We start from the raw sequence: 23,616 nt of genomic DNA, 5'->3' as shown, positions 1-23,616 counted from the left end.
CCCACCCCCAAGCACCGCCTTGATATACAGCGTTATTTTACTGAGCGCAACTTTGGTCCGGGACTATTCCGGTAGGAGACCCCGCTCTGTGCCTTTTCCATGGCTTCACGGAGGTCATCCTCGGAGGCATGGGCATAGCGGGCGGTGGTGGCAATGTTGCTGTGGCCGAGGAGGCGCTGGGCAACCTTGAGGCTTCCCGTGGCCCGAACGATGCGAGTCGCGGCTGTGTGGCGGAGGTCGTGGAAGCGGAAGCCTTCAATCCCCGCCTCGGCCAACGCCTTGCGCCACCTCCGCGTCCACCCCTGCTTCGAGAGCGGGTAGCGTTTGCCTTTGATGCGGGCAATGTCACCGTGCATCGACGGACGATCATCCCGGCACTCGTAGGTGAACACCTGGTCGATGCCCTTCACGCGCGGAAGGCCCTTCAGGATCGCAAGCATACGTGGGCTGAGCGGGAAGCTATGGGGGTCGCCACCTTTGAGGATCGTCCGCGCCCTCGCTCCCTGCAAGTCCACCTCGGACCACTTCAGGTTGACCAGCTCGGTACGCCTCTGGCCGGAGAGCATGGCGAACTCCGCGAAGGCTGCCAGGTCTGCATCCAGCACCGCGAACAGCCGCGCCTCTTCATCCCCAGACAACTCCCGGATGCGCTCCGCAGCTTCCTTGCCCAGAGCGGCCTTCCATTCGAGCCTGGGGACTGTGTAGCCCCGGCCCGGCTGCCCCAGCCACAAGACCACCCGGCGAAGGAGCTGTATCTCACGGTTGACCGAGGAGCGGGACAGGCGAGCCTCGTAAGCGGGCTTGTCCACGATCAGCTTGCCCTTGGCCATGTGGGTCTTTGCGGGGATCGCACGAGGAGCCATGCGCTGGGCCACGTAGGCGTCCAGGTCGCGGAGGGTGAGGCTGGAGAGGAGGCGGCTGCCCCCGAGACCAGCTATCAGGGCTGCCAGTCGGTATTCATCGGTGGCCTTGTTGGCCTTCAGCTCCCCCACAGCCTCCCACCACAAGCCGCACGCACGGTCGATTGTGGGGCTATCCACTACCGGGGTTTCGCCAAGGGTTACCTCGCGGCGCTTCTTGTCGATGAAACGCTGAGCGTCCCTTTGAGACGTGCATCCCGTAGAGCCGTGAAATCGGACCCCTTTGAACTGGAAGTCGTATTGCCAGTACGGGCTCTTCGGGGTTTTGATGGGCTTGGACATGACGGTTCGATCCTCTGGAGGCGGCTGAGGAGGTAGGCGTCACAATCCTCCAGCCTATAACGAATGATCCCTTCGGAGACCTGGACGAAAGGGATGAGGCCCTCTTGCCGTAGTCTCCGAAGGGTCTTCTCCCGGACGTGCATCCGGGCCATTGCTTGCTTTGCGGTAAGCAGCTCAGTCACCCTCATCCTCGTCCTGGAACGCGAGGTGGTAACCCTCCCAGTTATCGACCCCCGCAGCCTCCAGCCGCGCAAGAGTATCCTGGGCCTTGAACGCCAAGGTTACCCCCGCGTGGTCTTCAACCGGGCTACGCTCGAACCGAACCGAACAGCCCTGCCCATACTCTTCGGGGAGCAGGACCTCGTAGACCTTGTGGACGGTGGTCTCATCCGGGATTGAGGACCAGAGGATGACTGGAAGCGAGTCTCCACTCTCGGTGCTCCCGTGGGTTGCCCACAGCCCCGTCACTTCACTGCTCCCCAGGCAGCAAATTCGTGGGCGTACCAGTCGCGCCAGGTTTCGGCTTCGATCCGGTATCCCCTGCACACCCCGTAGTTGTCGGAAACTGTGCCGATAAGGGCAGGCAGCTCAATTCCGGTAGGGGCTCCGACAGGTTCACTGGTGGGGGCGGGAATGGGGGGAGTGGTGCCGGTGGCTGCATAGTCGTGCAGGCGGAGAGCACCGAGAGGCACGCTCCAAGGCTGGCCAACCGGAGTGGGTGGCAGAACGGATGGAACATAGTACGGCACCTCCTTGGTGATGGTCTGGTAGACCGTGCGGGTTTTGGCTTGCTGGGTGTCGCCCTCATCGCGGCTCGTTTGGGTGATGGCCGTTGCAGTCCGCTCGTGGGTGAGAGCTACAGCTTTGGCCTTGTCGGCTGCCTTAGCCTGGGCCACGAGGGACGCATCCCAGCGGAGGCTCTCCACTTTCCACCCTGCGTATCCCGCTCCGGTGAGAGCCGCTGCGGCCACCCCCAGCTTGAGATACGTGAGGTAGGGCTGGAGGATGGTGGGGATGAGGCTCACAAGCGCACGCCCAGGAGCATGACCACGCAGAACGCGATTACGAGAAGAACCATGCAGACTTCCTCACTTCGGTAATATCGAAGCTGCCCCTGTCTGGGAAGGCCACACCTGCGGCCTCTGCCAGCTCGTGCCAAGTGAGGTATTCGATGTGAGGGCTACCGTCAAGAGGGATAAGCCTCACCGGTGACATGAGGGGATCGGCCTCGTACAGCTCCACGAAGCTATCCCTCAGCACCGTACCCATTAATCCAGCCTGGGAAGGGCGCACGAGCAAGCAATCGTGGACAGCTCCCACGCAATCTCCACCACGGGCACGGAATGTCACAAGCGCACGGGAGAGGTGAGCCGCATCGAGTGAGTGTATGAAGTTGGCCACAATGCCCGAACGGTGCGCCTTGGGGTCCACCTCGTTGGAGTTGCTCATCAGCGTCAACCGCCTCACCATGTCCGGCAAGTGGAAGCCCCTCATGGTCACTTGTTTGCGGCTCGCCTTGCTTTTGGCCTGAGTAACCCACAGCGGTTTGTCTCCTGTTCCCACGCGCCAGCTAAGGCCACGTTCACCCACGAACCCACCAATCGCCTGCAAGGTGGCCATAGCGGCCATGGCCTTGGGGATTGCTGGTGCGATAGACTCCCAGATGAGCCCCGAGAGAAGGCCAACATCAGTGTTGAAGAGGGGGTGGTCGTGTAGGTCCCTATCCCGGAAGACCGCGTAGTTGGCCTCGGTGACCTTGCCCCAGGGTGTTTCCAGCGCACAGGTGGTCCCGTAGCGGTCCTTGATCTGGGCGAGCACATTGGTCTTCACAGCCAGGCGCACAGCCTCACGGGTTCCCCCGTAGGGCAAGACCATGACCGGGCCTTTGCAGAGCTTGCGGTCGATCTTGAGGCCGGTCTGGTTGAAACGCCATTCCCAGTCCCGGCTCTCGCAGGTGCGCCCAACTTCCCACTTCCCGAGGACAATCTCCGCGACTTTGCCATACAAGTCCGCTGGGGGCTCATTCAACGTGCTGGCCGTGAGGTTGACCAGTCCCGCCGCCCCCTCATCCCGGAACAGAGCTGAGAGGTGCTGGAGGCCATTGCAGGTGCCATCCAGTTGGATGGGGATGCGATCAGTTTGCCCCGCTTCGCCAAGCTCATGGTGAGCGCGCAGAGTGAGGGGTTTGTCGGCCTCCTCAAAAGTGGGGGCCTTGTTCCATTTCGACCACCAGCCTAGCCGGTCAATCAGAGGTGCCTTGTCCACCTTGTTCCCGTAGAGACCACCCATGTGCATCACAAAGGCAATGAATGCTGTCTGGGCCTCATCGTCCGTGTACAGCTTGCCCTCGTGCGCCTCACCCTCCAGCGGAAAGCACAGCAAGCTCTTGCCCATGTCCGCACTCTGAGGGCCACACCACGCGGGCCGGTAGTAGAGCCTCCCCCTGAAATCCATACTCGTGGGCAGATAGATGGCATCCTCCCCAGCAAGCCTCCGGTGTTCGGCCAAGCGCATGACCGCAGCCGTGTCACCCTCAGCCAGCTCCTCAGGGTGTTCCCGGAAGTGTGCGAGCGCGTAGGGGTTGATGGTCCAGGGCGTGTCCGCAAGGATGCAGGCAGCTTCCCACGCATCGGTGTTCTCAGGATCGGTGACCAGTCCCTTGGGAGGTCTCTGCCCGGTGATCTTGCGGTGTTTCACGGTGAGGTAATCCCCTTGCTCAGGGGCAGCGACCATCGGCTCAGCGTAGAACCCCAGGCCCATCCACCGTTCCACATCCTTGCTAATCGCCTCGTGGGCCTTCTCGGACAGCACCAGGAGCTTCGTGGTTCGGGTGTGGCCCTTGCGACCAACCCGGTTCTCAGCCACCTCAAACCATCCGCCTGTCTTCTGGGCACATGAGAGGAGGAGCCCTGCAAAGCCAATCCACAGGTTCCGGCTCTCGGGTGTCCCGCTGTTGCCCTCTTCACGGAAGCACAGGGCGAGTATCTCCCAGGCGGTCTCATCGGGTGGCACCAGGTCTATCCGCCGCAGCTCGCCCCGGTGGTCCAGGACCTTGAGCACATGCTTGCCGGTGGCCTTCAGCGACCCATCCTCCTGGGCTTGTTGGAGCTGGGGACGGACCTGGGAGAGGAGCTGAGAGGATATGCGCCGAAGGGACTTCTTCTGCTGCCACAGCTCGGGGCTACGCTCACGGAGAGCCTGCATTGCAGTGGCCCCCTGGATCGACACGATGAACTGCCCGTGGACGGTATCCCGGAGGCAGTCTGCGGCTGAGCACAGCGAACTCGATAGGGTGGCCTTGTCCTGGGCTACGCGATTGAGGGTGGAGGCCATGAAAGCCAGCACCAGGTCTTCAGCATGGGTTGTCGTCTCTGCCCGGCCTGGGGACTTGCCTCGCAGGCACCATTCCATGAGTGGTAGGAGTGGGCGTTCCCTGGCGCTAAGCTCTGCGGTGGGCGTGTCCAGCAAGACAGCCACCTCCCCCATATCACCCCGAATGTAAGCCTGGGCTACTTCCCGCAGGAGGGCCGCGATGGGCACCACGCCTGCATTGATCCACCGCTTGAGAACCGGCCCGAGATGACCTTCAGCTATGCTCTTGGCGCGCTTGCCCAGGGCTGCATCTCGGGCCGCAGCTTCGCGTGTCCGCTGGCGATCCCTAAGTGTTTCGTCCTGTGGGCGGTTCATCTTTGTGTGGCTCCGGGGGTTTCTTGAGGGCCTCCAAAGCTACATCCAATGCGGCCACTGCTCGGGCCAGCTCGTGGGCCTCATCCATGGGACCCATCAATCGGATACGGTGCTTCTCGGGGAGGAGGTGGTGAATGTCATCGAACAGGGAGCCGAAGTGGGCTCGTACCTGGAAGCGTTCTCGGATCGACTGAAGTAAATCTTCTGCGGTATCGTAGGCTGGCATCGGCGGTCCCCCTGTTTAGCGGCACCTCCCAGTGGAACCCGCAAAGATCACACTGGGAGGGCAACAGGGATGCTAATCAGTTGAAGTAAAGAACTTCCGCAGTGAGCTGCGCATTGTAGACGGTGAACGCTGCGGTATCACCCGACACGCCCTGGAGCTTGACCACGAAGCTCGTGGCCACTGGGCGGGCCATCACGTAACAAGCAGCCGCATCGCCACGAGCCGCATTGAAGTTGATCTGGCGAGCCGCATTGGCGATGGTCACGCCATTCACCACCAGGTTGATTGTGCCCGTGGTGGACGTGGCCTTGCCCGCATCCGCGTAATAGCAGAGGCGAAGGGCCGAGGCGATGCCCGTGGGACCGCCCGAGGTGTTGCCGACCAGGGGCTTGGTTGACTTCGGAATGGTGAGCGTGGCCCCGGTGATGTCCGAGGCTGTGGTGGTCGAGTTGGTGTAGCCAGCCACCGCATCCGCCACACCGAAGACAGTTGTGGTGGGCAGGAAGCCAACCGGGGAGATGTTGTCCGCCATGGCCACCGAAGGCAGGCACAACAAGGCCACCGAGGCGAGGGTTGCCAGGGTGGCCGTGGTGCAGCGTCGAAAGAGGTTCTGTTTCATTCGGGGTTCCTTGCAAGGATGTTCCCCTCGGTGTCAGTCCTCGGGGAACGTGAGGTGTGCCACCTTGCGAGTGGCAACAGCCCTCATATGACCCCTCAGGACCAGCACGTCAATGCATAATGAGCGAGACCTCATGATAGCCCTCAGGTTGATCGACCCGGCTACGTGTTTGGGTGGTTTGGGAGCGTGTTTGCTCACGAGCGCCCCCTTGTCTGCTCCGCTATCTGGAGTAACTGGCCGGTGGTAAGCTCAGGATACCCGTCCACCCACCACAGCCCTGGGATGTCAGCCGGGCGCGCATTCATCGTACTAACCGCCCACCTTAGCCGGTTGCCTGTGGACCGTGGGGGGTTGGTTGGATCATAGATAGTGATCATGACACAGCACTCCTCATCCGCTCAATATCAACCCCGATATACCGGGCAGTTGTTCCATAGTCCGCGTGACCGAGCAAGTCCTGGACCACCCGAATGTCCTTGCACTTGGCATAGGCCTGGGTGGCATAGTAGTGGCGGACAGCGTGTGGCGTTGGTAGCTTTGACCCAATCTGTGCAGCCTCTACAGCCCGCTTCCAGTTACGGCTATGCGTGCGGTAGCTGAGCTTCATCATGGGGAGGTAGCGGTCTGGGTCGGACAGGATGGACCACGCTACAGGATCGGTCACAGGTACAGTCCGCTCGTGCCCACCCTTGCCGGTGATGTGGAGGGTCTGGGTAGCATCCCGCCTCGCCCACCCGTCAAAGCTCAGCGCCTCGCCATCCACCCGCATTCCCGTAGCGGCCAGCACCCGCGCCAGGTCCAGGGTTTGCATCGACCCGTGCGCCTCTAGGGTTTGCATCAGGAGCCCCAGAGCGTCAACGCTGAGTGGTTCCCGTGATCGGCGCGGAGGGGTTGGACCGGATGGCCATAGTGGGTAGGTGATCCCGTTGAGTGACAGCATACGCCGGAACGCTGCGTAATGGCCCGCCTGGGAGCTTGTAGCGAGGCCCCTGCGTTTGAGACCGGCGAGCACGTTGATTGCATCCGCTGGGGTGAGTTTGTGGGCGAGGCGGGTTGATCCTAGCAGGCGCACGCAAGTGGTGGCCCGTTGGAGCATCTTAGCGCCGTCCCGCTTGGTTTCCCAGTAGAGGGCAGCTTGGGTGAGGCAGGCTGATAGGGTGGTCACGAGCGCTTACGCCCAATGGTGTGCCCTTGATCCCATGCATAGGCCAGCTTGCCACCAGCCGGATAGGGGTTATCCCACCACTTAGTCCCCTTGCGCTGCGCGTCTAGGCCCTCCAAGGTCACCAGTTTGAGTGATCTGCGGGTGTCCATGTCGTATCTCCTCTGGCCGTTCATCCCCGACCACCTCCCCAAGCGTCTAACCTGAGGGCGATGGGCGGGAGGAAAGGTCAATCCCAATTGATGGCAACCTCCCGGAGCGTGGCCTCACCGTTGCCATATCCTAGGATGAACTCTTGGCCCTCGTAGTCGATGGATACCCTACCCACCTCCTCCTGTATGGCCTTGTAGAGGTTGAGACCGGCGAACCTATCTCCAAAGCGCCGCTCTGCCTTACGAAAGCCGCTGCGCATGAGGTGAAGCGCGTTGTCGAGGTAGGCCTCCACAGGTGCGTCCCTAAGGTCTTCCGCATTCAACTCCTTGGGGATGTCTTCCCGCGCAATCCTAAGGATGTCTGCAAAGTCGTCCTCGTAGTAGGTGGAGTGGGTGCGATACCTACCCAGCTCAGGCCACCAATCGGACCCGTCTAGGTCCCTCAGCATTCGAACTATATCCGAGGCAACGCTAGAGGCGGGGGAGTGGAAGGAGGCATACTTCTGGCACATATCACCCCACCTCCCCCGCACATGCCACACACCCCCGAGGGCTTCCAATTCGTCGTCTATAGGGCCGATGTGACTAGGGCCGTTCTGGTGCTCAAGAATGTCGTGTGCGATGAGACCACCCTCCCGGTCTGCCATCACCCCATCACACATGGGAGTGCCCTTAAGGATGAGACCCGGTGTGTTGTCGTACTCATCGGCCACTGCGAGCAAGCGAACGTAGCGCATGGTCAAATATCCTCTTCAGTGTCATGTGAGTAGTTAGCCTTGATCCACGCCCACGCCCGATCAATGTCACCCGCGATGGACCACACTGAATAGACTATAGCGAGCATCATGAGGGCGCGGGTGAGGGTGGTGATGAGGGCTTGTGTCATAGAGACGTGGCCCGAATTAGGGCCTTGATCCCCGCAAGGGTATCCGAGAAGAGATAGCCGCCAAGGCCCCATGCCCGGTACATCCCGGAGTGAGTTACTCTCTCGATAGTGACCCCCTGATAGGTCCATTGCGTGGCACGCTTGCGCTTAGTCATGAGGTTAGGCTCCCTGAGATTATCCTAAGGCACCACCTTTGCGGGCGATGCATTAGGGAATGACAGGAGGTTAGGCCTTGCGGTATCCCGGCCAGTGCAACCCGTAGGCTCGCAACAAGCCCCCACCTCCACCTAAGGCCCCTGTGGGATTATTAGCCTTGTCAAGCGCTCGCCCCATTGCATCCGCGCTGTCATCGTCCCTTGCCCAAAACCTGAGGGTTAGGGGCTGATTAGACCACCCGTGGTGCCAGTGCTCTTGCACGCGGATCGCCCCAGCTTCGCGAAGGATGCGGGCTTGCTCATTCAGGGGGAGGGCTTCACTGCTGCCCACCCCCGAACCGGTTATCTCGTAACGAGGCATGGCTCAGTACCCCCTCAGTTTGTCTTCGTAGGCATGAGCATCCGCCCAGCTATCGAACCGCTTGATCGTCACCTTGCCGCAATCCATGGAGATGAGGTCTTTGCGCTCCCGATTGGCCTCCAAAGGCGTAGACACAATCTGGTCCACTTCACGGGACATGCCATTGGTCACGATGAGGGCGTATGCCGGGCCAGATGCGAGGGGTGATTGGCTGTGGGCGAAGTCGATAGATGCGTGATCCATCGCGATGAGTGCGTTAGTGGTCACAGCTCAAGCCTCCCCATCTGCGAGGGGCTGGACACGAGCGGCCTTGTAGCTGGCCAGCTTCATGAAGGGCTTAGCCTTATCGAGACCCTTGCGAGCGGCCTCTTGGGTCTCGTAGCGAGTGGCCCGGTCAAGCGCCCCTGCGAATGTCCAGACTGTGGACCGCAAGTAGCATGTGCCAGCGGGTGAAGCGAGGGTAACAATGAAGTGGGACATTGGGAAGGCTCCTTTGTGAGGCCTCCTCTTTAGTCCCTGCCACAGCCCCCAGTCAATCCACTGAATGAGGCCTCATCAAATAAACTCAAAAGGCCCATTTGCCGCAGGGACAAACAGGCTTGGGCTTAGGCGATGATACAGTGTCACATTCACCTGGTAACGCATGGCAGGGACTACCTAGTCCATGACAAAGGGCGGAGTGATGCGGGTTTGCGAGGGGGATCGGCCCGAAATGAGTACGCGGGGGCTGGCCGAAAGGGGGCATTGGGGGTAAACGCGGCCCAGGAATACGCGCTAGGGAGATGCAAGTCCGTAGCGAATTATTTCCACCCCATCCTCCCAACAGAAAGCCCCCAGAAACACCCTACAAGCGTCTCTGGGGCCTCCATCAGGTCCACCGGAGGGTTATCCCACCCGGATCATGTCACAGATGCGCTGGGAGCGTGCGCCCACCTGGGAAGCCCACTTGGACTTGGCGAGGTTGACGGCTGCGAGGGCGAACTCTCCAGCTTTGAGGTACGCGAGGGTCTGCGTGAAGGTGAGGAGCGTGTGCATCCCCATATTGAAGACCATGTTGACGAGTGCCCGCTGGCGAGGATCACTCAGGCGCGACCACCAGGGGAACTCCCGAAGCGCCTGCCTCACAGCCTCATCAATGTCGTTGTCCAGGAGGAGGAGCGCCTGGGGCTGGGTAATCGAGTGGCCGTTGATGAGCTGTTGGGTGGTGAGGTGGAGGGCTTTCTGTTCCGCCTCCGACAACCCACCTCCAACCCTGTCCAGGTTCCTGCCCACCCCAATGGTGTGCTTCCCCACGGTATCCTTGTAGACCCGCAACTTCAGGCCCTCATCGGCAATCAATTCGTGTTCCAAGAGGTCCCGGTTCATAGTGGCACCTTTCGACCGCACCGGCTGCACTCCATGGTCTCTCGGTCATGGGCGTACCGGTAGGTGTAGTTGTGGGGGCAGTGGGGGCGGAGGGAGAGGACAGCCCCAGTGAGCAGCATCGCGATCCCCGCCCAGAGCATCAGTAGAGAGCCCGAAGGTTCGTCGCGGTGGTGGCCGCTGAGAGCTGACTGAATTGGTAGTAGAGGATTTGCCCCACCGATGGGGTGTTGAAGGTCACGTCCACCGTGTCATCCGGCCCCCGGCCCACCACATTACCAGCTCCCCCGATGTACAGCCCAATGCAAGGCCCCTGAGGGAATGGAACGCTGTCCGTGGTGGGGATGAGCGCTTGGCTGGGCGGAGCCAGGATGCTGTTCTTGTCCTGGTAGTCCGGCTTGACCTGAGCGAAGGGTATCTTGGGCATGGTCTTCTCCTTGGGTTACACGAGGGGACAGATGTAGTGGCGGGTGGGGAGGCTGGAGTAGTCACCCTTCATGGCCTTCAGCGAGTTGGCCACGAGGAGCGGGATATCCTTGCCCCAGTCAATCCCCGAGGCTGTGGTCCCCACGTTGTAATCGGGGACTGGCAGGCACTTGCGGAAGTAGGGGCTCCACTCGGACTTGCGCTCCTGGAGGGCCTTGGCGAACTGGTCCCAGTCGGTGTCCGCCATCACGGTCTCGTTAAGCTCCTCGTAGAGGTAGGCCGTCTCCAGCCACAGCATCTCCAAGCAACGAATAGGAGCGTTCCATGGGGGCTTGCCGAGGAGCACCCGCTTAGGCATTCACCCGGCCCCTCGTCTTGCGGGAACCTGGGGTCTTCAGGAAGGCGACCAGGGCGTGGATGTCGATGTGACTGTCCGCCACCGCCTCCCCATCAAACTTGAACATCTCCCGAGCCTCATGCTCCAGAGCGGTGATGAGGGCCTTGAAGACCGTGAAGACCACCTCCCCATCGGTCATATGCTGAGACAGCCGCCACTTCCGCCCACACCAGTCCATGGGTTCGCCGGTCTTGGTACAGAAGCCCCCCGGACACTCGATGCGGAGCCAATACTGGGGCGCTTCCTGGTCCCCATCCATGCCTGTAACGAAGTCGAATGCCGGGTATTCGCAGCGTTCGACCAAGGTGGCGAGGCGGGAGAGGTGGTCGTTGGGGGTCATCATCACTTCCTTGTGCGTGGAGTAGCTCGGCCCAGTGTCCGCTCATGGCGGTCCAGTCCAAAGAGGGGCATCCCTTGGGCTTTCCTGAGGGTTATCATCTCCTCGGCCTCACGTTCTATAGCCCTCACCTTACCTGCATCAGCGGCCAATGCAAGCTGTCTCGTGAGCACTCCCACGAAATGTTTGCAGAGGCCTGCAAGTCCATCCACGCGGTCATCGAAAGGGACGCACCCCTTCTGTTTGTTCATGCGGGAGAGCTGGTAGGTGAGGCGGTGGTAGCGGCGTTTCATCGCTTCCAGGTCCTCATAGTCCACGTTGAAGTCATCCCTGAGGAGCTGCGCGGAGACTACCAGGCGGTGGTCCGTGATGAGGGGTTCGAGGGTGGCCACGATGCGCTTCTCCTTGGAGACCGACCCGGCCCGCTCCTCCACAATCTCCACCTGCCAGCTAATGTCGGCGAAGTGGGGCTGGAGTAGCTCACCGAACATGCCTTGTCCGAAGTTGCTCTCTACGATGACCGTCTGGACCCTCCACCGCTTGCAGTCCGCAGCAATAGCCTTCATGACGTCCGAGGTGTGGCCATCTGTGGAGGCCCCCTGGAACAGCGCGAAGACCCGGCCTAGGAGACCCGCTCCGATGGTCCAGGTGGTCTCGTCACTACCGGCACCCGAGGGGTCGATGTAGCAGATGGTCTGTTCGGCTGGGACCCAGATGTCTGCCTGGGCGGGGGCGTAGAGGTGGCTGTCCCCAGTGAGAGAGTCTACCGTGATGTCCCAGCGATTAGCGGGCATCGGGTTGTAGGCGATCTCACTGGGGAGGAGATGCTGGGAGGTGGTGGCGGATGGGGCCGGTAGCTCCATAACCACGAGGTCCCGCAGCTTGAGCGGATTGCCCTTCCCCAACCCCGCATCCAAGAACATCTTGAACTGGCGATCGAACTCAGTCTTGCCCCACAGTTTGCGCCTCGCAGCGATGTCCACCTCCGTAAACCGGCTGGGCTCCGTGGAGGTGCCTGCCAGCTCGGGGTTAGCGGCCAGCGCCTTGGCGATCATGGGGGCGAGCCGTGGCCCGTACTTGACCAACTCGTCCTGCTTGGGGTCGATGGATGGAGTCGGGTAGAGGATGGGCCAGATACGGAGTTGGAACCCCTTATCCTCCGCATAGAGCTTGTAGATGGTGTCCTCGGTCTGGGCTGTCCCCAGGAGGTAGATGCCACCACCCGGAAGAATGATAGCCCCAAACTCACCCACGCGCTTCCTCAGGTCCTCCCGTGCGGTCTCTGTCTCGGAGGTGTTGGGGGTCTCAAGGTCGTCCCCAATGATCTTGGAGGCGCGTCTCCCGGTGATCTGCCCAAAGATGCCCTCGGAGGCGAAGCTCTCGTCCTTGGCCTGGGGAGCCCCTGCTACGTCGAACGCCAAGGCTGACTGCCTCTGGTCGTTACTGGGCTTCATGTCGGCGAGCCACTCGAAGTTACGCACCATGGAGTACGCGAAGGTGGCGATCCCCCCGGCAAACTTGGAGGTGGCCGAGGTGATGAGGATGCGCTCGGTGCGATCCCGCCTGAGGCAACACACAGCGAAGGCCGTGGTGACGTAGCTCTTGGATGCGCCCCGGAAGGCCATCATGATCTTGCGGTCACCCTCAACGTGGGGATTGAGACCCACCGCCCCCGCATCCAGATACTCGCAGAAGTCATACTGGAGGGGGGTTGGTGGCGGGAGGCCGATGGTCTTCCAGGCTCTCCAGAGGAAGTTGGGGAAGTGGTCGAGGGGGTCAGACATTCACCGCCTCCAGCCACACCTTACACACCCGGATGGGGCGCAAGTGCGCGTGGCGTGAGTAAGTGGTGGCCTGCCCCTTAGCTGTGGCTTTGGAGGTGGGCTTACAGAGGACTGCACCTTGGGCCGAGACAGCCACATACTTGCCGGTGTCGATCACTTAACGATCCTCAGTGGACCCTCAGGGAAGGGGTATTCCTCCTCCACCGACTGGGCCAGCTTCCCGAAGTCACCCTTGCGGATGCTCGCCAGGGTCACCGTGTTGTCGGAACAGAGCTTGCGGATAAGCTCCATCTCGGAGGCGCTCATCTCGGAGGCAATGGCCGGGTCTTCCAGCCTGCGGAGCAACTCCAGTACAAGACCCTTGAGGAGGCGCGCTCCGGGGTCCTGGGGGAGGTCAGTGCTTGAGGATGACATAGCGGACAATCTCCATGAAGGGCACGATGAGGAACACGATGACCGCCCCACCTCCCAGCGTCCGCCCCTGCCACACCTCCAGCTTGCGTATCCGGTTGTTGTGGTCGTGATCGGTTTCCCTGAGGGAGGCCAGTTGGGGGAGGAGAGTGGCCATGAGCTGGTCGAGCTTGCCGTTCATCTCACCTACTACATAGTGTAGTGAGGAGCTTGGGCGACCACCTCCCCTAGTAGGGTAGCTACCAGCGGTAAATCCTTCGGTCATAAGGGGTTAGCTCCTGAGGGGTCACATCCCGTTGTTGGGCAAGTACCCGTTGAAATACCGCTGGAATTGAGCGTAGTGCGCGGCAACCTCTACGGGGGTAAGCGCGACATTATGTACTACCTGGGCTGAAATCTTGCGCTGGCCAGAGGTAGTTGTGTTGTTGGTGGAGGGCTGCATCGACCCCGAGCACAGCGCCACGTTTGGCGTCCCTGACTGTGCTATCGCGGCTTGTGTTGCTGTTGCGGAGGTTAGGACCCCGTTACTCCCGCAATAGACTGTCTGCGTTGCATTGCCTCCTGAGACCCAGTTTTGTACTACCGCATAGAACTTGGCGGACGTGGCGTAACTGGCGTCAAGCGCTAGTGCTGGGCCATTGTAACCCGAGCTTGCCGCACCCTTAGTCTGTGTGTTGGTAACGAGGCTGCCACCGATAACATCGAGACCCAGCGTGATATTGCACTGGGCGTCGGTGTAATAGTTGCTCATCGTTGCGCCATTGAACCCGACACAGAGAAGCGTTGCGGGCGGAGGTGGGGAAGCTGCGGCTGCTATCCCCGGAGCATACCCCCCAAACGAGTAGCTTGTGCCCATCGCCGGGAGGATGTCGTGGGCTTCGCGCGTGTTGTATGTCGTACCATTGAGCAGGTTGCCGGAGACACCAGAGCCAGCCAGGTCGAGGTCGCCGAAGTCCTGAGAACCGGGCAGGTAGTAGCGTAGCAGCCCGCGTGTGACAGGGATGAAAGGCCCTGTGCTGGCTGTGGAGATGAGGTCGCTGAGGTTGAGGACGAGGCCTGTCATGGGGTTTTCCTTTAGGTGAGTGCAAAGGCTGCGGATGAGGGGACTGCGGCTGACATGATGAGCTGCATGGCATCGGAGGGGTGGATACCGTCTGCGCTGGCGTAACCAGCTGTCCCATTCACTGGCCAGTATCCCCCAGTCCCCGCCACCTGCTGCCCATTCCCGTCAAGGGCCAGGGCGGTGCCCGTGCTGTTCCGCTCGATGAGGGCTCTCCCGTCGATGATCCCACCCCACTGAGCCGCCCCATACGGGAGGTTCGCCTTGAAGAACGATGCGGCCCCAGTAGATGTGGCGTCCATCAGCCAGTTGTTGCAGACGATCCGCAGAGCCTCCGCCGACATCGTTCCCCCTGGGACGTTCGTGGTGTTCGCCCTGGTCTGGTTTGCGTAGGTCTGGAGGGTATCCGTGCTGGTGACACGAGGGAGGAGCGTGCAGAACCAGACCTTGCATCCGGGCCGTGCCCAGTGTTTGGCGAGGAGGAGGAAATTGGCCTGGAAGGCTGCGAGGGTAGGCGAAACGGGCGTTCCAGCATATATGTCATTCGTGCCCACATGAGGGATGATGTGGTCTACATAGGCGGCCAAGTACGCGGCTATTTCATCCTGCATGGCAAGATTGTACGCATCGTTGCCGGGCATCGCTCCATTCCACCAAGCTACCCCAGCGGCGTCGAGCCCTCGCGTGATGTAACTGCGGCCAAGAGACGTCCCTCCGTAGCCATAGCCGATGCTGTCACCCCCAACCATCACAACAGGCGCAGGCGTAATCTGCTCCCCGAGGATGGCCACGGCTTGCCAGGCTGAGACACTACCGCCCGACCCCGAGAAGGCCCCTAGGCCGGTTGTAGCGAAGGTGTTGGACTGGTCGGAGCCGTCAGTGACGGTAGAACCCATCACCGTGTCCGTAGTGCCCACCCCACCCCAGGTGTAATCCGAAGCAACCTTGCTGTACGGCCAGAACTGTCCCGCAGAGACCTTCTTGTGCAGGCGATAGTAGTTTGTGTCGCCCTTGTTGATGGGGTTGGTAGGGAACGGTTTGCTGTGCGCGATTGCCCCATCTCCGATGAAGTAAGCGGTCTTGCCTCCCGATGAAATGGGCTGCCCCGAACAACCCCCAATCTCGGGATACATCGAGGCGTAACTGTGGGATGCCTCAACAGCCAAGGCCACTTGGACCGCGTTGCCCGTGGGCTGTAACACCCCCGCAGCTCCTATTGCACCGTTGACGAACACGAACTCCGGGGATCGGCAATTGGCATTAGCACTCCAGGAGAACCGGTCAGTCCCCGTGAGCTGAGTTGTCCCATTCGATTTGGTCTGGCCGGTCTGCCCACCCCACGCACCATGATTGGAGACGATGCGTTTACGGGAGGCGACGGTGGAAGTGGGCGGGGTGTACGAGGACCCTCCTCCCAAGCCTCCCCCAGAGAACATCGGAGCGGAGAGCACCCCCGCAGCCGTAAGCTGGAGCACAATGAGCCCGCGCTTGTCGATGATGCGGAATCCATCGGGGCCATACGAGAAGTTGGCATTGTTGATGTTCAGCACCGGGAAGCTACCCACAGGTGCGGTTACGGTGCCAGCGGTGAGGCTCCCTGCGAGGGTCACACCACCCGCCCCTACTGCCCCGATCACCAACCCCCGTTTGTCGAGGAACTGGAGGCCGGAACCACTTCCTCCTGGTGTAGGGACTAGAGCTGCAAGGACCGCAGCTAGGGAATTGGCAAGAGGGTACTTTACCTGGGCACCCGTGGCATCGGCCACCAGCGTGACCACTCCTGCGGTGTTCTGCCAGTAGAGGAGGTAGGAGCCAGTGGTGTCCGATGTCGTATAAATCTGGGCACCACCGGGGGCAATCTGGGAGCCGATGACTGCGGTGAGCGTGGTGCCCCCTGGGAGGCCCGCACCTGAGGGATTAGCCCAGGTGGGAGCGGTGGGGGTCGCTGAGGTTGTCCGGCCTGGGTTGGTCACCACAATGGTTGCCGCCGTGGCGCTCGTAACAACAAGGTTGGCTGTGACGCCTGTGAAGGACCCACCCGTAGGTGCCAGGGGATAGGTGCCTACTACCGCCCCGGTGATAGCTGTTCCGCCCACCGCCCCACTGGTGATCCCCTGAGGGAGGATGTTTCCGCCACCCGCGCTGGTGCTCCCGTTGAGTGCCAGGGGGAAGTAGGGGAGACCGAGGATGGTTGCCTGAGCGATGGACGCGGAGTTAGCCGACAATCCGGCTTCCAGCTGCGAGAAGGCCGCGCTGGCGCTTGATGCCGTGGCGCTGGTAGCGGATGCACTGGCTTGCGTGGTAGCCAAGGCCACCTGAGCTGTAGCGAGGACCACTTGGGCGGCTGCCACCCCGGCCTGAGCTGTAGCGGTAGCTGCCTCATTGGTGGCGATCCCCGCTTGGGTAGCTGCGGCCAAGGCTGAGGCAGCGGATGAGACAGAGTTATTGGGGATGAGTTGGAGTTGTCCCCCAAGCGTACCCAACACCAGCCCGTCCGCCGCTCCCGCTAAGTCGGCCACCGGTAGGGGCGTCCCTCCCACAGGCACCTGAAGAACCCGTGCAGTCAAATCCGCAGCCGCATCCGTCACCTCTTGCGTGAGGTACAGGAGTTGGAGGTCGATGCGGTTCTGGGCTTGGGCGGTGAGCGTACCTCCTGAGAGAGCATCCACCTGTGAGGGCGTGCTACGGCGGATATGGATATCGAACCCATCGTGGGGAGCCGTCGTGGCGATCACCCCCGAGCTGGTCCAGTTGTAGTCCACACTGGGGACCAAAGGGGTGGCCTGAAAGGGGTCACCCCCAACAACCCCCACGAACACCCCCACATGCGTCTGGTCGATGTACGGGAAGGTCACCGGGAATGCAGTCTGCCCACCGGACACACTCAGGTAGGTCACGCGGGAAAGGTATGCCATGGGTAGGTCCTACTTCTGGAGGGCAGTGGACAGCTCACCGGCTGCCCCCGAGGTAATCTTGTCGGCGTATTGCTCTGGGTCTACCCCGTGGGCTGCGTAGAGCCCTGGGTTGTTCACGAGGTTGTCCAGAGGGATGGTGCTGAGATACGCATCATCGCGGTGCTTGGCGGCTGCTGCGGTGAGGTACTTGAGGGCGATGGGGGAAGCTGCGCCCACCTCCGCCTTGATAGCCCCCGAGTATTGGTGGAAGACTGCGGCCACCATGGCAGCCCGGCTCTGGTCGCCCAGGGAGGTAACCGCCTGCCCCGCATCCGCATCTACAGCGGCCTTGTACTCGGGACTGGAGATGAGCTGCCCGAGGGACTGCTTCAGGGTCATGCCGTCCATCTTGTACGTGGCTCGGGGCTGCATGAGGTGGGAGTAGAGGCTCTGCCCATCCTCCAGCTTCACATCCGCAGCATCCTTGTACCCGAAGAGGACTGAGCGGGGGTCTGCCCCGGCTGCATACCCTGTCTTCTGGTATAGGCGGCTCAGCTCGTTGAGGACCGGCTCGTGCTGCCAGGTGGCGACTGGGGCCATGGTGATGGGGAAGACTGCCTCACCCACGGTGTTGTTGGGGCGGTTGACGGGCTCCCCCAGCACGTTCCTCATGGGTTCGAGCTGCTGGGACAGGCCGGGGATGCCCGCCTTGATGTAGTCCTCCCACCCCCGCTTCATCCGCACATACGGGTCAGTGGTGTCCACCCCAGCGGTACGCAGGAAGCCACTCGCCGGGACCATCCCCGCAGCGATCTGCCCGAACATGCTCTCCATGGCCTTGCCGGGGTCCTGCGTAGGAATGTCGCCCAGGGTGAGGAGCTGAGTGGCAGTCCGCATGGAAGCCTGGTCCTTGAACCATGTGGCCAGCGCTGCGGTCCCGGCCAGAGCCACATTCTGTTGGTCGCCCTGGTCCAGCTTGTGGTAGACCGAGAAGTCCGAGATGGAGGCGGGGATCGAGAGGAGCCCACCCAGGATGTCCAGCTTGCGGTAGCTCACCCAGGTATCCCCGATGCGGATCGAGTAGGGTTCGTGGGTCTGCCTCCAGATTACGCCATCCTTGGGGTTCTGGGGACCGGAGCCGGTGAGCACCCCTGCCTGGTTCATCAGGTAGCCCGCTGTGAGGAAGGCTCCACCCAGGAGCGTCCGCCCATGAGCCTCGGCCTGGGCCACCACTCCATTCTCGCCGGAGAGGTCGGCCAGGTGGGTGTTCATCGCCGGTATGGTGTTGAGGCCGGGGACACGCTTGAGGGTCTCGCCCAGGGCATTGGCGGGGACGTTGAACACGGGCAGCACGAAGCGCATCATCGGGTAGTCGTGGCGGAGGCCCTGTACAAAGTCCGAGAAGTTGCGGGTGAGTGTGCCGTCCTCGCTAAGGCGACCGGTGAGGGTGGTTCGCTCCGCAGACTCCAGCACCCCCGCATTCGTAGCGGCTCCTGCCTGGTCCAAGCTCCCCTGCATCGTCTGCTTGACAGCCGCATGGAAGTCATCCCCGGACAGCCCATCGGTGGTAGCCTGGACCATGGCCCGTAGACGTGTCTCGCTAAGGTAGGTGAACCGCTTGGCCATCTCATCCAGGCCAGCATTCACGCGGGCGAACGCCTTGGGGAATACGTTGATGGCGTTCCCTAGGGTGTACTGCCAGTTAGGGTCCGCTCCGGCTGCGTTGAGGAGGTTGGAGTTGTAGGGGCCAAAGGACACGCTGGCGTCCTTCACCGTCCCTCCCCCACCCAACACCGTGCGATTATCCTGGAAGGCTTGCACCCCAGAGCGGAATATGTCGGCCACGTCCCCGACAGTCCTGAAGAGGGCGATGGGGGTGTACTTGGCGGTGGCTGCGTACTCGGCTCTCTCTGCGGATGAGATGGTAGGGTCGAGGGAGAGGACAGCCGCCCCGCTCATCTTTTCCAAGGCCCGCAAGGTGTTGATGAAGGCAGGCCCCACCACGTTGAGGAGAGCGGTCTTCGGCGCTGAGAGGATGGATGCGGTGAAGAAGTTGGCGAAGCTGTTTGCCAGGTAGTGCCCGCTGGTCGGAACCGTGAGCGTCCCTTGGAGCAAGTCCGACTGCATCTCCGGGTTACCGTTGGTCATGCCCCACAGGTCGAAGAAGCTCTGTAGCTCCTCACGGGTGGATGGTAGGGGCGGGATGGTGCGCTCTGCCTGCTCAGCTACCAGCGACCCTGGGTTCGTCCCCAAGCTCACCCCATTCTTCAACGCTGCGAAGTACGTATCGGAGTTGGGCAGGGAGAACACACGCAGGGCCCGCCCCACGCCGACCTTCGCGGACTGCACCAGTTGGTTGATGCGCTGCACGTTGTAGATGGCCGAACCCACCTCCTTCACCATCTCGTCGGACGCGGTGCTCCAATCGACCCCGGCCTGGTGGAAGGTGGTGACCGTATCTGCTGCTTGGCGCTGGACGGTGCGGAGGAGGGCGATGGACCCTTCGATGTTCCCGTCTGGACCGGCCATCTGGGAGGCCAGCGCGTGGAGGGCTTCGGGGTCGTTCGTGCCAATGTCCTTAGCGGCTGCCTGCGCAGTGGCCCACATCTCGGGATCGGACTTGGTGGCTACTGCGGGGAGTTGGCGGACCAGGGCACCCAAGAGGCTCATCGTCTCGGGACCGTCTCCGAGGTTACCCAGGCGGAAGGCTCCGAGGGTGGGGTGTTCGGGGGTGGCTGGGGTTACGTCAACCGCCCGCTCCCCATCAGCCCCCACGCTGTCCCGGAAGTGCTGCACCTGGGTCTGTAGATCGTCCAGGCCAGCCCTGGAGATAGTGCCCACGGGTTCGCCTTCGGGGGCTTCCGGGGTGCCTGCGGTATGGAGCGGTACGGGTTCATCGCCCTCCGGGGTCGGGGCAAGGTGCTCCGCTGCGGCCACCGGCGATCGGTTCCCCTCGGTGTCCGGGTGGGTCCACGCTGTAGCGGGTGCCTCGGGCGTCCCTGGGGTTATGTCTGCGGGGTTCGGTGGGGTCGGATCGGAAGGGCCTTCGCCTGCGGGGGTCACCGCTGGGCTGTCATCCGTAACTTCACCCACGAGGCCACCGTCTGGGGCCACCGCGCCAGCTTCACCCGCAGCCGTACCCTCTGTGGCAGCCGCATCCTCCAGGCCCGCAGCACCGCGCCCAAGGAGCTTGCCCACGAGGCCGCTCACTCCGGCGATGATCGGGTGGAGGGCGGAGGCTGTAACACCCCCAATAACCGCCCCCTCGCCCGCCTGGGCCACACGATCCCCAACACCCTCCCCAGAGCCCAGCCCATAGGCAGCGCCCTGTAGGGCCCCCGTGCGGGCAATCTGGAGGGCACCCTTGGCACCCGTCCCGGCTGGCACGAGGAATGCACCACCGATCTGGCCCCCGTGGTAGGCGTAGGGGTGGGCAGCCGCATCGGCCTTCTGGAGACCACGCTCGTAGGCGATGTTGGAGGCGAGCGTGTCGGAGAACGACTTGCCCGAAGACCACGCACTTGTGGCTTGGGTGCCTGCGGTGACCCCCAAGGTTTCCAGGAGGCCTGAGGCTTCGTCCAGGAACCCTGAGGTGGCCGTATCCCCGATGCCGGTTAGGGCTGAGCCGAGGGCTCCTTCGGGGGCTACGGTGGGGGCGGCTGGAGTGGCTGGCTGTTGGGCCTGTGGCTGGGGGTTGAGGCCGGGGTTGGCGAGACGTGCCAACTTGAGCTGGTTGATCTGGGCCATGGTGTTGTCGAGGTTGTCGGCCATGGGTTAGAACCCTGCATCTGGAGAGGACGGTTTCGCGGGAGTTGCGATGGTGGCCGGGGCGGGACCGGCTGCGGTGAACCCCGCGTGACCGTGCTGAGCCATGACCCGCTGGGTGTGTGCGGCAACAATCTCGCGAGCGGCGGCTACCGCCCCATCGTATTCCCCTGGGTGGGCTGCGAGGTAGGCCCCAGCGGTGTCCGTGATCTGCTTCTCCACCCGCTTCCGCTCGAAGTCCCCAATGGGCCTCCCCGCGATCGCCGCGTAGTTGGAGGCTGCCAGGCCTGCCAGATAGGAGGACTGCTGCTTGAGCTGGGCGTAGCTGTGGACGTGGGTGGGGTCCGAATTGGCGATGAGCTTGTCTTGGCGGGCATTGGCGCGGGCCTCTGCGGCCATCTGCCTGGAGTAAGTCCGGGAGCGCGTTACAAAGCCGATGCCCTCCGATGCAGAGATGTCCCCATTGAGCACCGCTTGGCCCACCTTCTGGTCGTATGCCGGGGTGTAGCCATTGGCCTCTCCCTCCCCTGCCAAGTCCAGCACCCGCTTAGCTCGCACAGGGTCAGCTCCATTGAGGGCGATCCGGTTGTTCATCACCCCGACTGCGGCTGAGGTGTCCTCGTGGAGAGCTGCCAGCGTGGCCCCAATCTCCTGGGGCTTGTAGCCCTTGGCGGTCAGCTCCTTGGTGAGCGCCACGGTGTCGTAGTTGCCCAGGAGGAGGCTGTTGCCGTGGGCCGTGTAGAGGTCACTCAACCCCTTCTGCCCCGCCACCTGGAGTTGGGCGTGCTGAGCCCGTGAGCGTTCCGTGATGTCAAACTCCTGGGCTTGCTGGATACGGTAGCGCGCGGTGCTCACTGCCTCGGCCTGCCCTGAGATGTCGTAGAGGGATGGTCCTCGGGCGATCACTGGAGCCGGAGCTTGGGCGTCTGCGGGAGGCGCGTTGAGGTCTGTGGTGACCTGAGCCGCTGGGTCCTGGGGGGCATTGGGCTGTGGGGCGTTGCCCTGCGGGAAGGCCACCGACTGGGGATTGACCGGGGTGCCGTTCACCGTGGTCTGCCAGTGAAGGTGTGGCCCTGTGGAGTGGCCGGTGTTGCCGCTAAGCCCGAGCTGCTGGCCGGGGGTCACCTGGTCGCCCACCTTGACGGCTTGGCTCTGGAGGTGGAGGTAGGATGAGACCACCCCATCCCCATGATCCACCCGCACGAAGTTACCGTTGGGGCCGGAATTACCTACCTCCGTTACGGTGCCCGTGCCGGGAGAGACCACGGTGGTTCCCAGCGGGACGGCCAGGTCCAGGCCGTGGTGGGTTTCCCCTGGGCGGTGCGCCCCGAACTGGCCCCCTGGAACGGTCACCCCTCCTTGGACTGGCAGGGCGTGCGCGGGGGGTAGAGCTGCGGTGGCAAGCTGGGGGCGAGCTGAAGGTGCGACTGGTGGAGGGTCCATTGCCGCGCCCGATCCCACCGGAGCATCCAGCACAGGCTTCCCATCCAGGCCGATGGACTTGGTGAGGTCGATCAGGCCGGGGTTGCGGGTGGAGGACGCTGCGGAGATAATCGCCTGGGTGGACATGGTGTGCCACTCCTGCTCCGTCCCACCTGTGCCAATGAAGAGGTTGTGCGCGGGGGCCATCGCGTCGATGCCTTGCTGGGGAGTGAGGACCCCGCCATTCTGCTTGGCCGTGGTCGCCAGGGCATCCGCTGCGAGAGCGCTATTGTTCTGCCCCCGCTCGGTGATGATCCGGTGTTGGTTCTGGGCGACATTCCCCTGGAGGGCTTGCTGGGTGAACTGAGCTTCGACCGGAGCGAACCCCGCGATGGAGTCCTTGTCGGTGTAGTCCTTGGCGATATTCGCCACCCCATCCCGCCACTTCTGGGCAAAGGCTGCGGGGTCGTTCTGTTCGGCCCAAGTGGTGCTGTCCGTCTGGAGCGCGGAGAGGGCAGTCTGGGAGCGGATTGCAGCTCCCTCCTTGGCGTAGGCCTCCATGTACCACGGGTTCTGGGTGGCACTGATCTTGCCGTCCCTCACCGCATCCGCCAGGACTTGCCCCTGGGTCATCAGCGCGTCCCGGTGGGCCAGCTCCCGTTGCTTCAGGGCTTCCTTGTCTGCGATACCCTGAAGGGTTCCGGCCAAGGCAGGCTGGGCCTCCTTGAGCGCCCCTGCGAGCTGCAAGGCGGTGTTCGTCTGGGGAGCCTGGAAGCGGTCTCCAGTGTCGCGCGCCTGGACCGCAATGGATTGGCGCTGGAGAGGATCGGTGGAAACGGCCATGGGTTAAGACCCTCCTGCTCTGGATGCGCTTTGGCCCGCAGAGATACCCTTGAGGACATCCGAGCCGAGCCCGATACCAACCCCCAGGATCGAAGCCTTCGGGGCTCCTGCGATGGCGGAGTTGCGGGTGACTTGCGCCCCTTCTATTTCCTGGGCGAGTTGTGCGCGGGCGTTCAAATCGTTGGTGTCCGCCACCCCCTGCTGTCTCCCGATCCCGAACATGGCTGCATTGAGCGAGCTGGCGATCGTGGGCGCACCCAAGCCTTGGTTGGCCGCTGAGTTGGCAATCTCGCCTTGGCTCTTGGCTGTGGTGATCGCGGTGTCCTCAGCCGTCTGGGACTTCTCCTGGTCGAGCTGTCCGGCTTTCTGCTGGGTGATGCCTGCGGTCTGGGCGTAGTTGAGGTTGGCGGCTGTGCGCGCATTGGAGGCCGCTTCATTCTGGCCAATGGTCTGCATGACTGTGCC

The 23,616-nt window shown here is 62.4% G+C and carries 20 protein-coding genes and 1 pseudogene; all 21 read right to left on the bottom strand.

Features of this window, described 5'->3' with window-relative positions:
- Positions 1–32 precede the first annotated feature (32 nt).
- Positions 33–1,202: a tyrosine-type recombinase/integrase gene (locus ACOOE2_RS03825; protein ID WP_420381698.1), complete on the bottom strand. Its 1,170-nt coding sequence runs from the start codon at positions 1,200–1,202 to the stop codon at positions 33–35.
- Between the two features lie 35 nt (positions 1,203–1,237).
- Positions 1,238–1,390, bottom strand: a pseudogene (locus ACOOE2_RS03820) (helix-turn-helix domain-containing protein); the annotation flags it as partial.
- The gene (locus ACOOE2_RS03815; RefSeq protein ID WP_420381697.1) at positions 1,377–1,670 is read right to left on the bottom strand and encodes a hypothetical protein; all 294 of its coding nucleotides are present in this window, start codon (positions 1,668–1,670) and stop codon (positions 1,377–1,379) included. The pseudogene ACOOE2_RS03820 and the gene ACOOE2_RS03815, both read right to left, overlap by 14 nt.
- Positions 1,667–2,227 carry a hypothetical protein gene (locus tag ACOOE2_RS03810; RefSeq protein ID WP_420381696.1) on the bottom strand — a complete coding sequence of 187 codons (561 nt, stop codon included), beginning with the start codon at positions 2,225–2,227 and terminating at the stop codon, positions 1,667–1,669. The genes ACOOE2_RS03815 and ACOOE2_RS03810 overlap by 4 nt, the downstream gene beginning before the upstream one ends.
- 37 nt (positions 2,228–2,264) lie before the next feature.
- Complete coding sequence (locus tag ACOOE2_RS03805) at positions 2,265–4,889, bottom strand: DNA-directed RNA polymerase (protein ID WP_420381695.1); 2,625 nt, start codon at positions 4,887–4,889, stop codon at positions 2,265–2,267.
- Between the two features lie 302 nt (positions 4,890–5,191).
- Positions 5,192–5,734, bottom strand: a complete 543-nt coding sequence (locus ACOOE2_RS03800; RefSeq protein WP_420381694.1) for a hypothetical protein — start codon at positions 5,732–5,734, stop codon at positions 5,192–5,194.
- Between the two features lie 373 nt (positions 5,735–6,107).
- Positions 6,108–6,572, bottom strand: a complete 465-nt coding sequence (locus ACOOE2_RS03795; RefSeq protein ID WP_420381693.1) for a tyrosine-type recombinase/integrase — start codon at positions 6,570–6,572, stop codon at positions 6,108–6,110.
- Positions 6,573–7,125: 553 nt separating this feature from the next.
- Positions 7,126–7,785 (bottom strand): hypothetical protein, encoded by a 660-nt coding sequence (locus ACOOE2_RS03790; protein ID WP_420381692.1) that lies wholly within the window; start codon positions 7,783–7,785, stop codon positions 7,126–7,128.
- A 668-nt stretch (positions 7,786–8,453) separates the two neighbouring features.
- Complete coding sequence (locus ACOOE2_RS03785) at positions 8,454–8,717, bottom strand: hypothetical protein (protein WP_420381691.1); 264 nt, start codon at positions 8,715–8,717, stop codon at positions 8,454–8,456.
- 618 nt (positions 8,718–9,335) lie between these two features.
- Positions 9,336–9,815, bottom strand: a complete 480-nt coding sequence (locus ACOOE2_RS03780) for a glycoside hydrolase family protein (protein WP_420381690.1) — start codon at positions 9,813–9,815, stop codon at positions 9,336–9,338.
- A 139-nt stretch (positions 9,816–9,954) separates the two neighbouring features.
- The gene (locus tag ACOOE2_RS03775; protein ID WP_420381689.1) at positions 9,955–10,239 is read right to left on the bottom strand and encodes a hypothetical protein; all 285 of its coding nucleotides are present in this window, start codon (positions 10,237–10,239) and stop codon (positions 9,955–9,957) included.
- A 15-nt stretch (positions 10,240–10,254) separates the two neighbouring features.
- Positions 10,255–10,596 (bottom strand): hypothetical protein, encoded by a 342-nt coding sequence (locus ACOOE2_RS03770; RefSeq protein ID WP_420381688.1) that lies wholly within the window; start codon positions 10,594–10,596, stop codon positions 10,255–10,257.
- Positions 10,589–10,975, bottom strand: a complete 387-nt coding sequence (locus tag ACOOE2_RS03765) for a hypothetical protein (protein WP_420381687.1) — start codon at positions 10,973–10,975, stop codon at positions 10,589–10,591. The genes ACOOE2_RS03770 and ACOOE2_RS03765 overlap by 8 nt, the downstream gene beginning before the upstream one ends.
- 2 nt (positions 10,976–10,977) lie before the next feature.
- Positions 10,978–12,756 carry a phage terminase large subunit gene (gene terL, locus ACOOE2_RS03760; RefSeq protein WP_420381686.1) on the bottom strand — a complete coding sequence of 593 codons (1,779 nt, stop codon included), beginning with the start codon at positions 12,754–12,756 and terminating at the stop codon, positions 10,978–10,980.
- Positions 12,757–12,909: 153 nt separating this feature from the next.
- Positions 12,910–13,170, bottom strand: a complete 261-nt coding sequence (locus ACOOE2_RS03755; protein ID WP_420381685.1) for a hypothetical protein — start codon at positions 13,168–13,170, stop codon at positions 12,910–12,912.
- Positions 13,151–13,348 carry a hypothetical protein gene (locus ACOOE2_RS03750; protein WP_420381684.1) on the bottom strand — a complete coding sequence of 66 codons (198 nt, stop codon included), beginning with the start codon at positions 13,346–13,348 and terminating at the stop codon, positions 13,151–13,153. The genes ACOOE2_RS03755 and ACOOE2_RS03750 overlap by 20 nt, the downstream gene beginning before the upstream one ends.
- A gap of 105 nt (positions 13,349–13,453) precedes the next feature.
- Positions 13,454–14,230: a hypothetical protein gene (locus tag ACOOE2_RS03745; RefSeq protein ID WP_420381683.1), complete on the bottom strand. Its 777-nt coding sequence runs from the start codon at positions 14,228–14,230 to the stop codon at positions 13,454–13,456.
- 11 nt (positions 14,231–14,241) lie between these two features.
- Entirely contained in the window at positions 14,242–17,142 is a 2,901-nt protein-coding gene (locus tag ACOOE2_RS03740) for a phage tail fiber protein (protein WP_420381682.1), read from the bottom strand.
- A gap of 9 nt (positions 17,143–17,151) precedes the next feature.
- Complete coding sequence (locus ACOOE2_RS03735; RefSeq protein WP_420381681.1) at positions 17,152–20,892, bottom strand: hypothetical protein; 3,741 nt, start codon at positions 20,890–20,892, stop codon at positions 17,152–17,154.
- A 3-nt stretch (positions 20,893–20,895) separates the two neighbouring features.
- Positions 20,896–23,151, bottom strand: coding sequence for a M23 family metallopeptidase (locus ACOOE2_RS03730; RefSeq protein WP_420381680.1), 2,256 nt, complete (start codon positions 23,149–23,151; stop codon positions 20,896–20,898).
- A 3-nt stretch (positions 23,152–23,154) separates the two neighbouring features.
- Positions 23,155–23,607: a hypothetical protein gene (locus tag ACOOE2_RS03725; RefSeq protein ID WP_420381679.1), complete on the bottom strand. Its 453-nt coding sequence runs from the start codon at positions 23,605–23,607 to the stop codon at positions 23,155–23,157.
- Positions 23,608–23,616 lie beyond the last annotated feature (9 nt).

The sequence above is a fragment of the Novosphingobium sp. genome (assembly GCF_965214355.1).
GTDB lineage: Bacteria > Pseudomonadota > Alphaproteobacteria > Sphingomonadales > Sphingomonadaceae > Novosphingobium.
The sequence above is the reverse complement of the archived record's forward strand: the minus strand, read 5'-3'. Positions and strand labels throughout refer to the sequence as shown.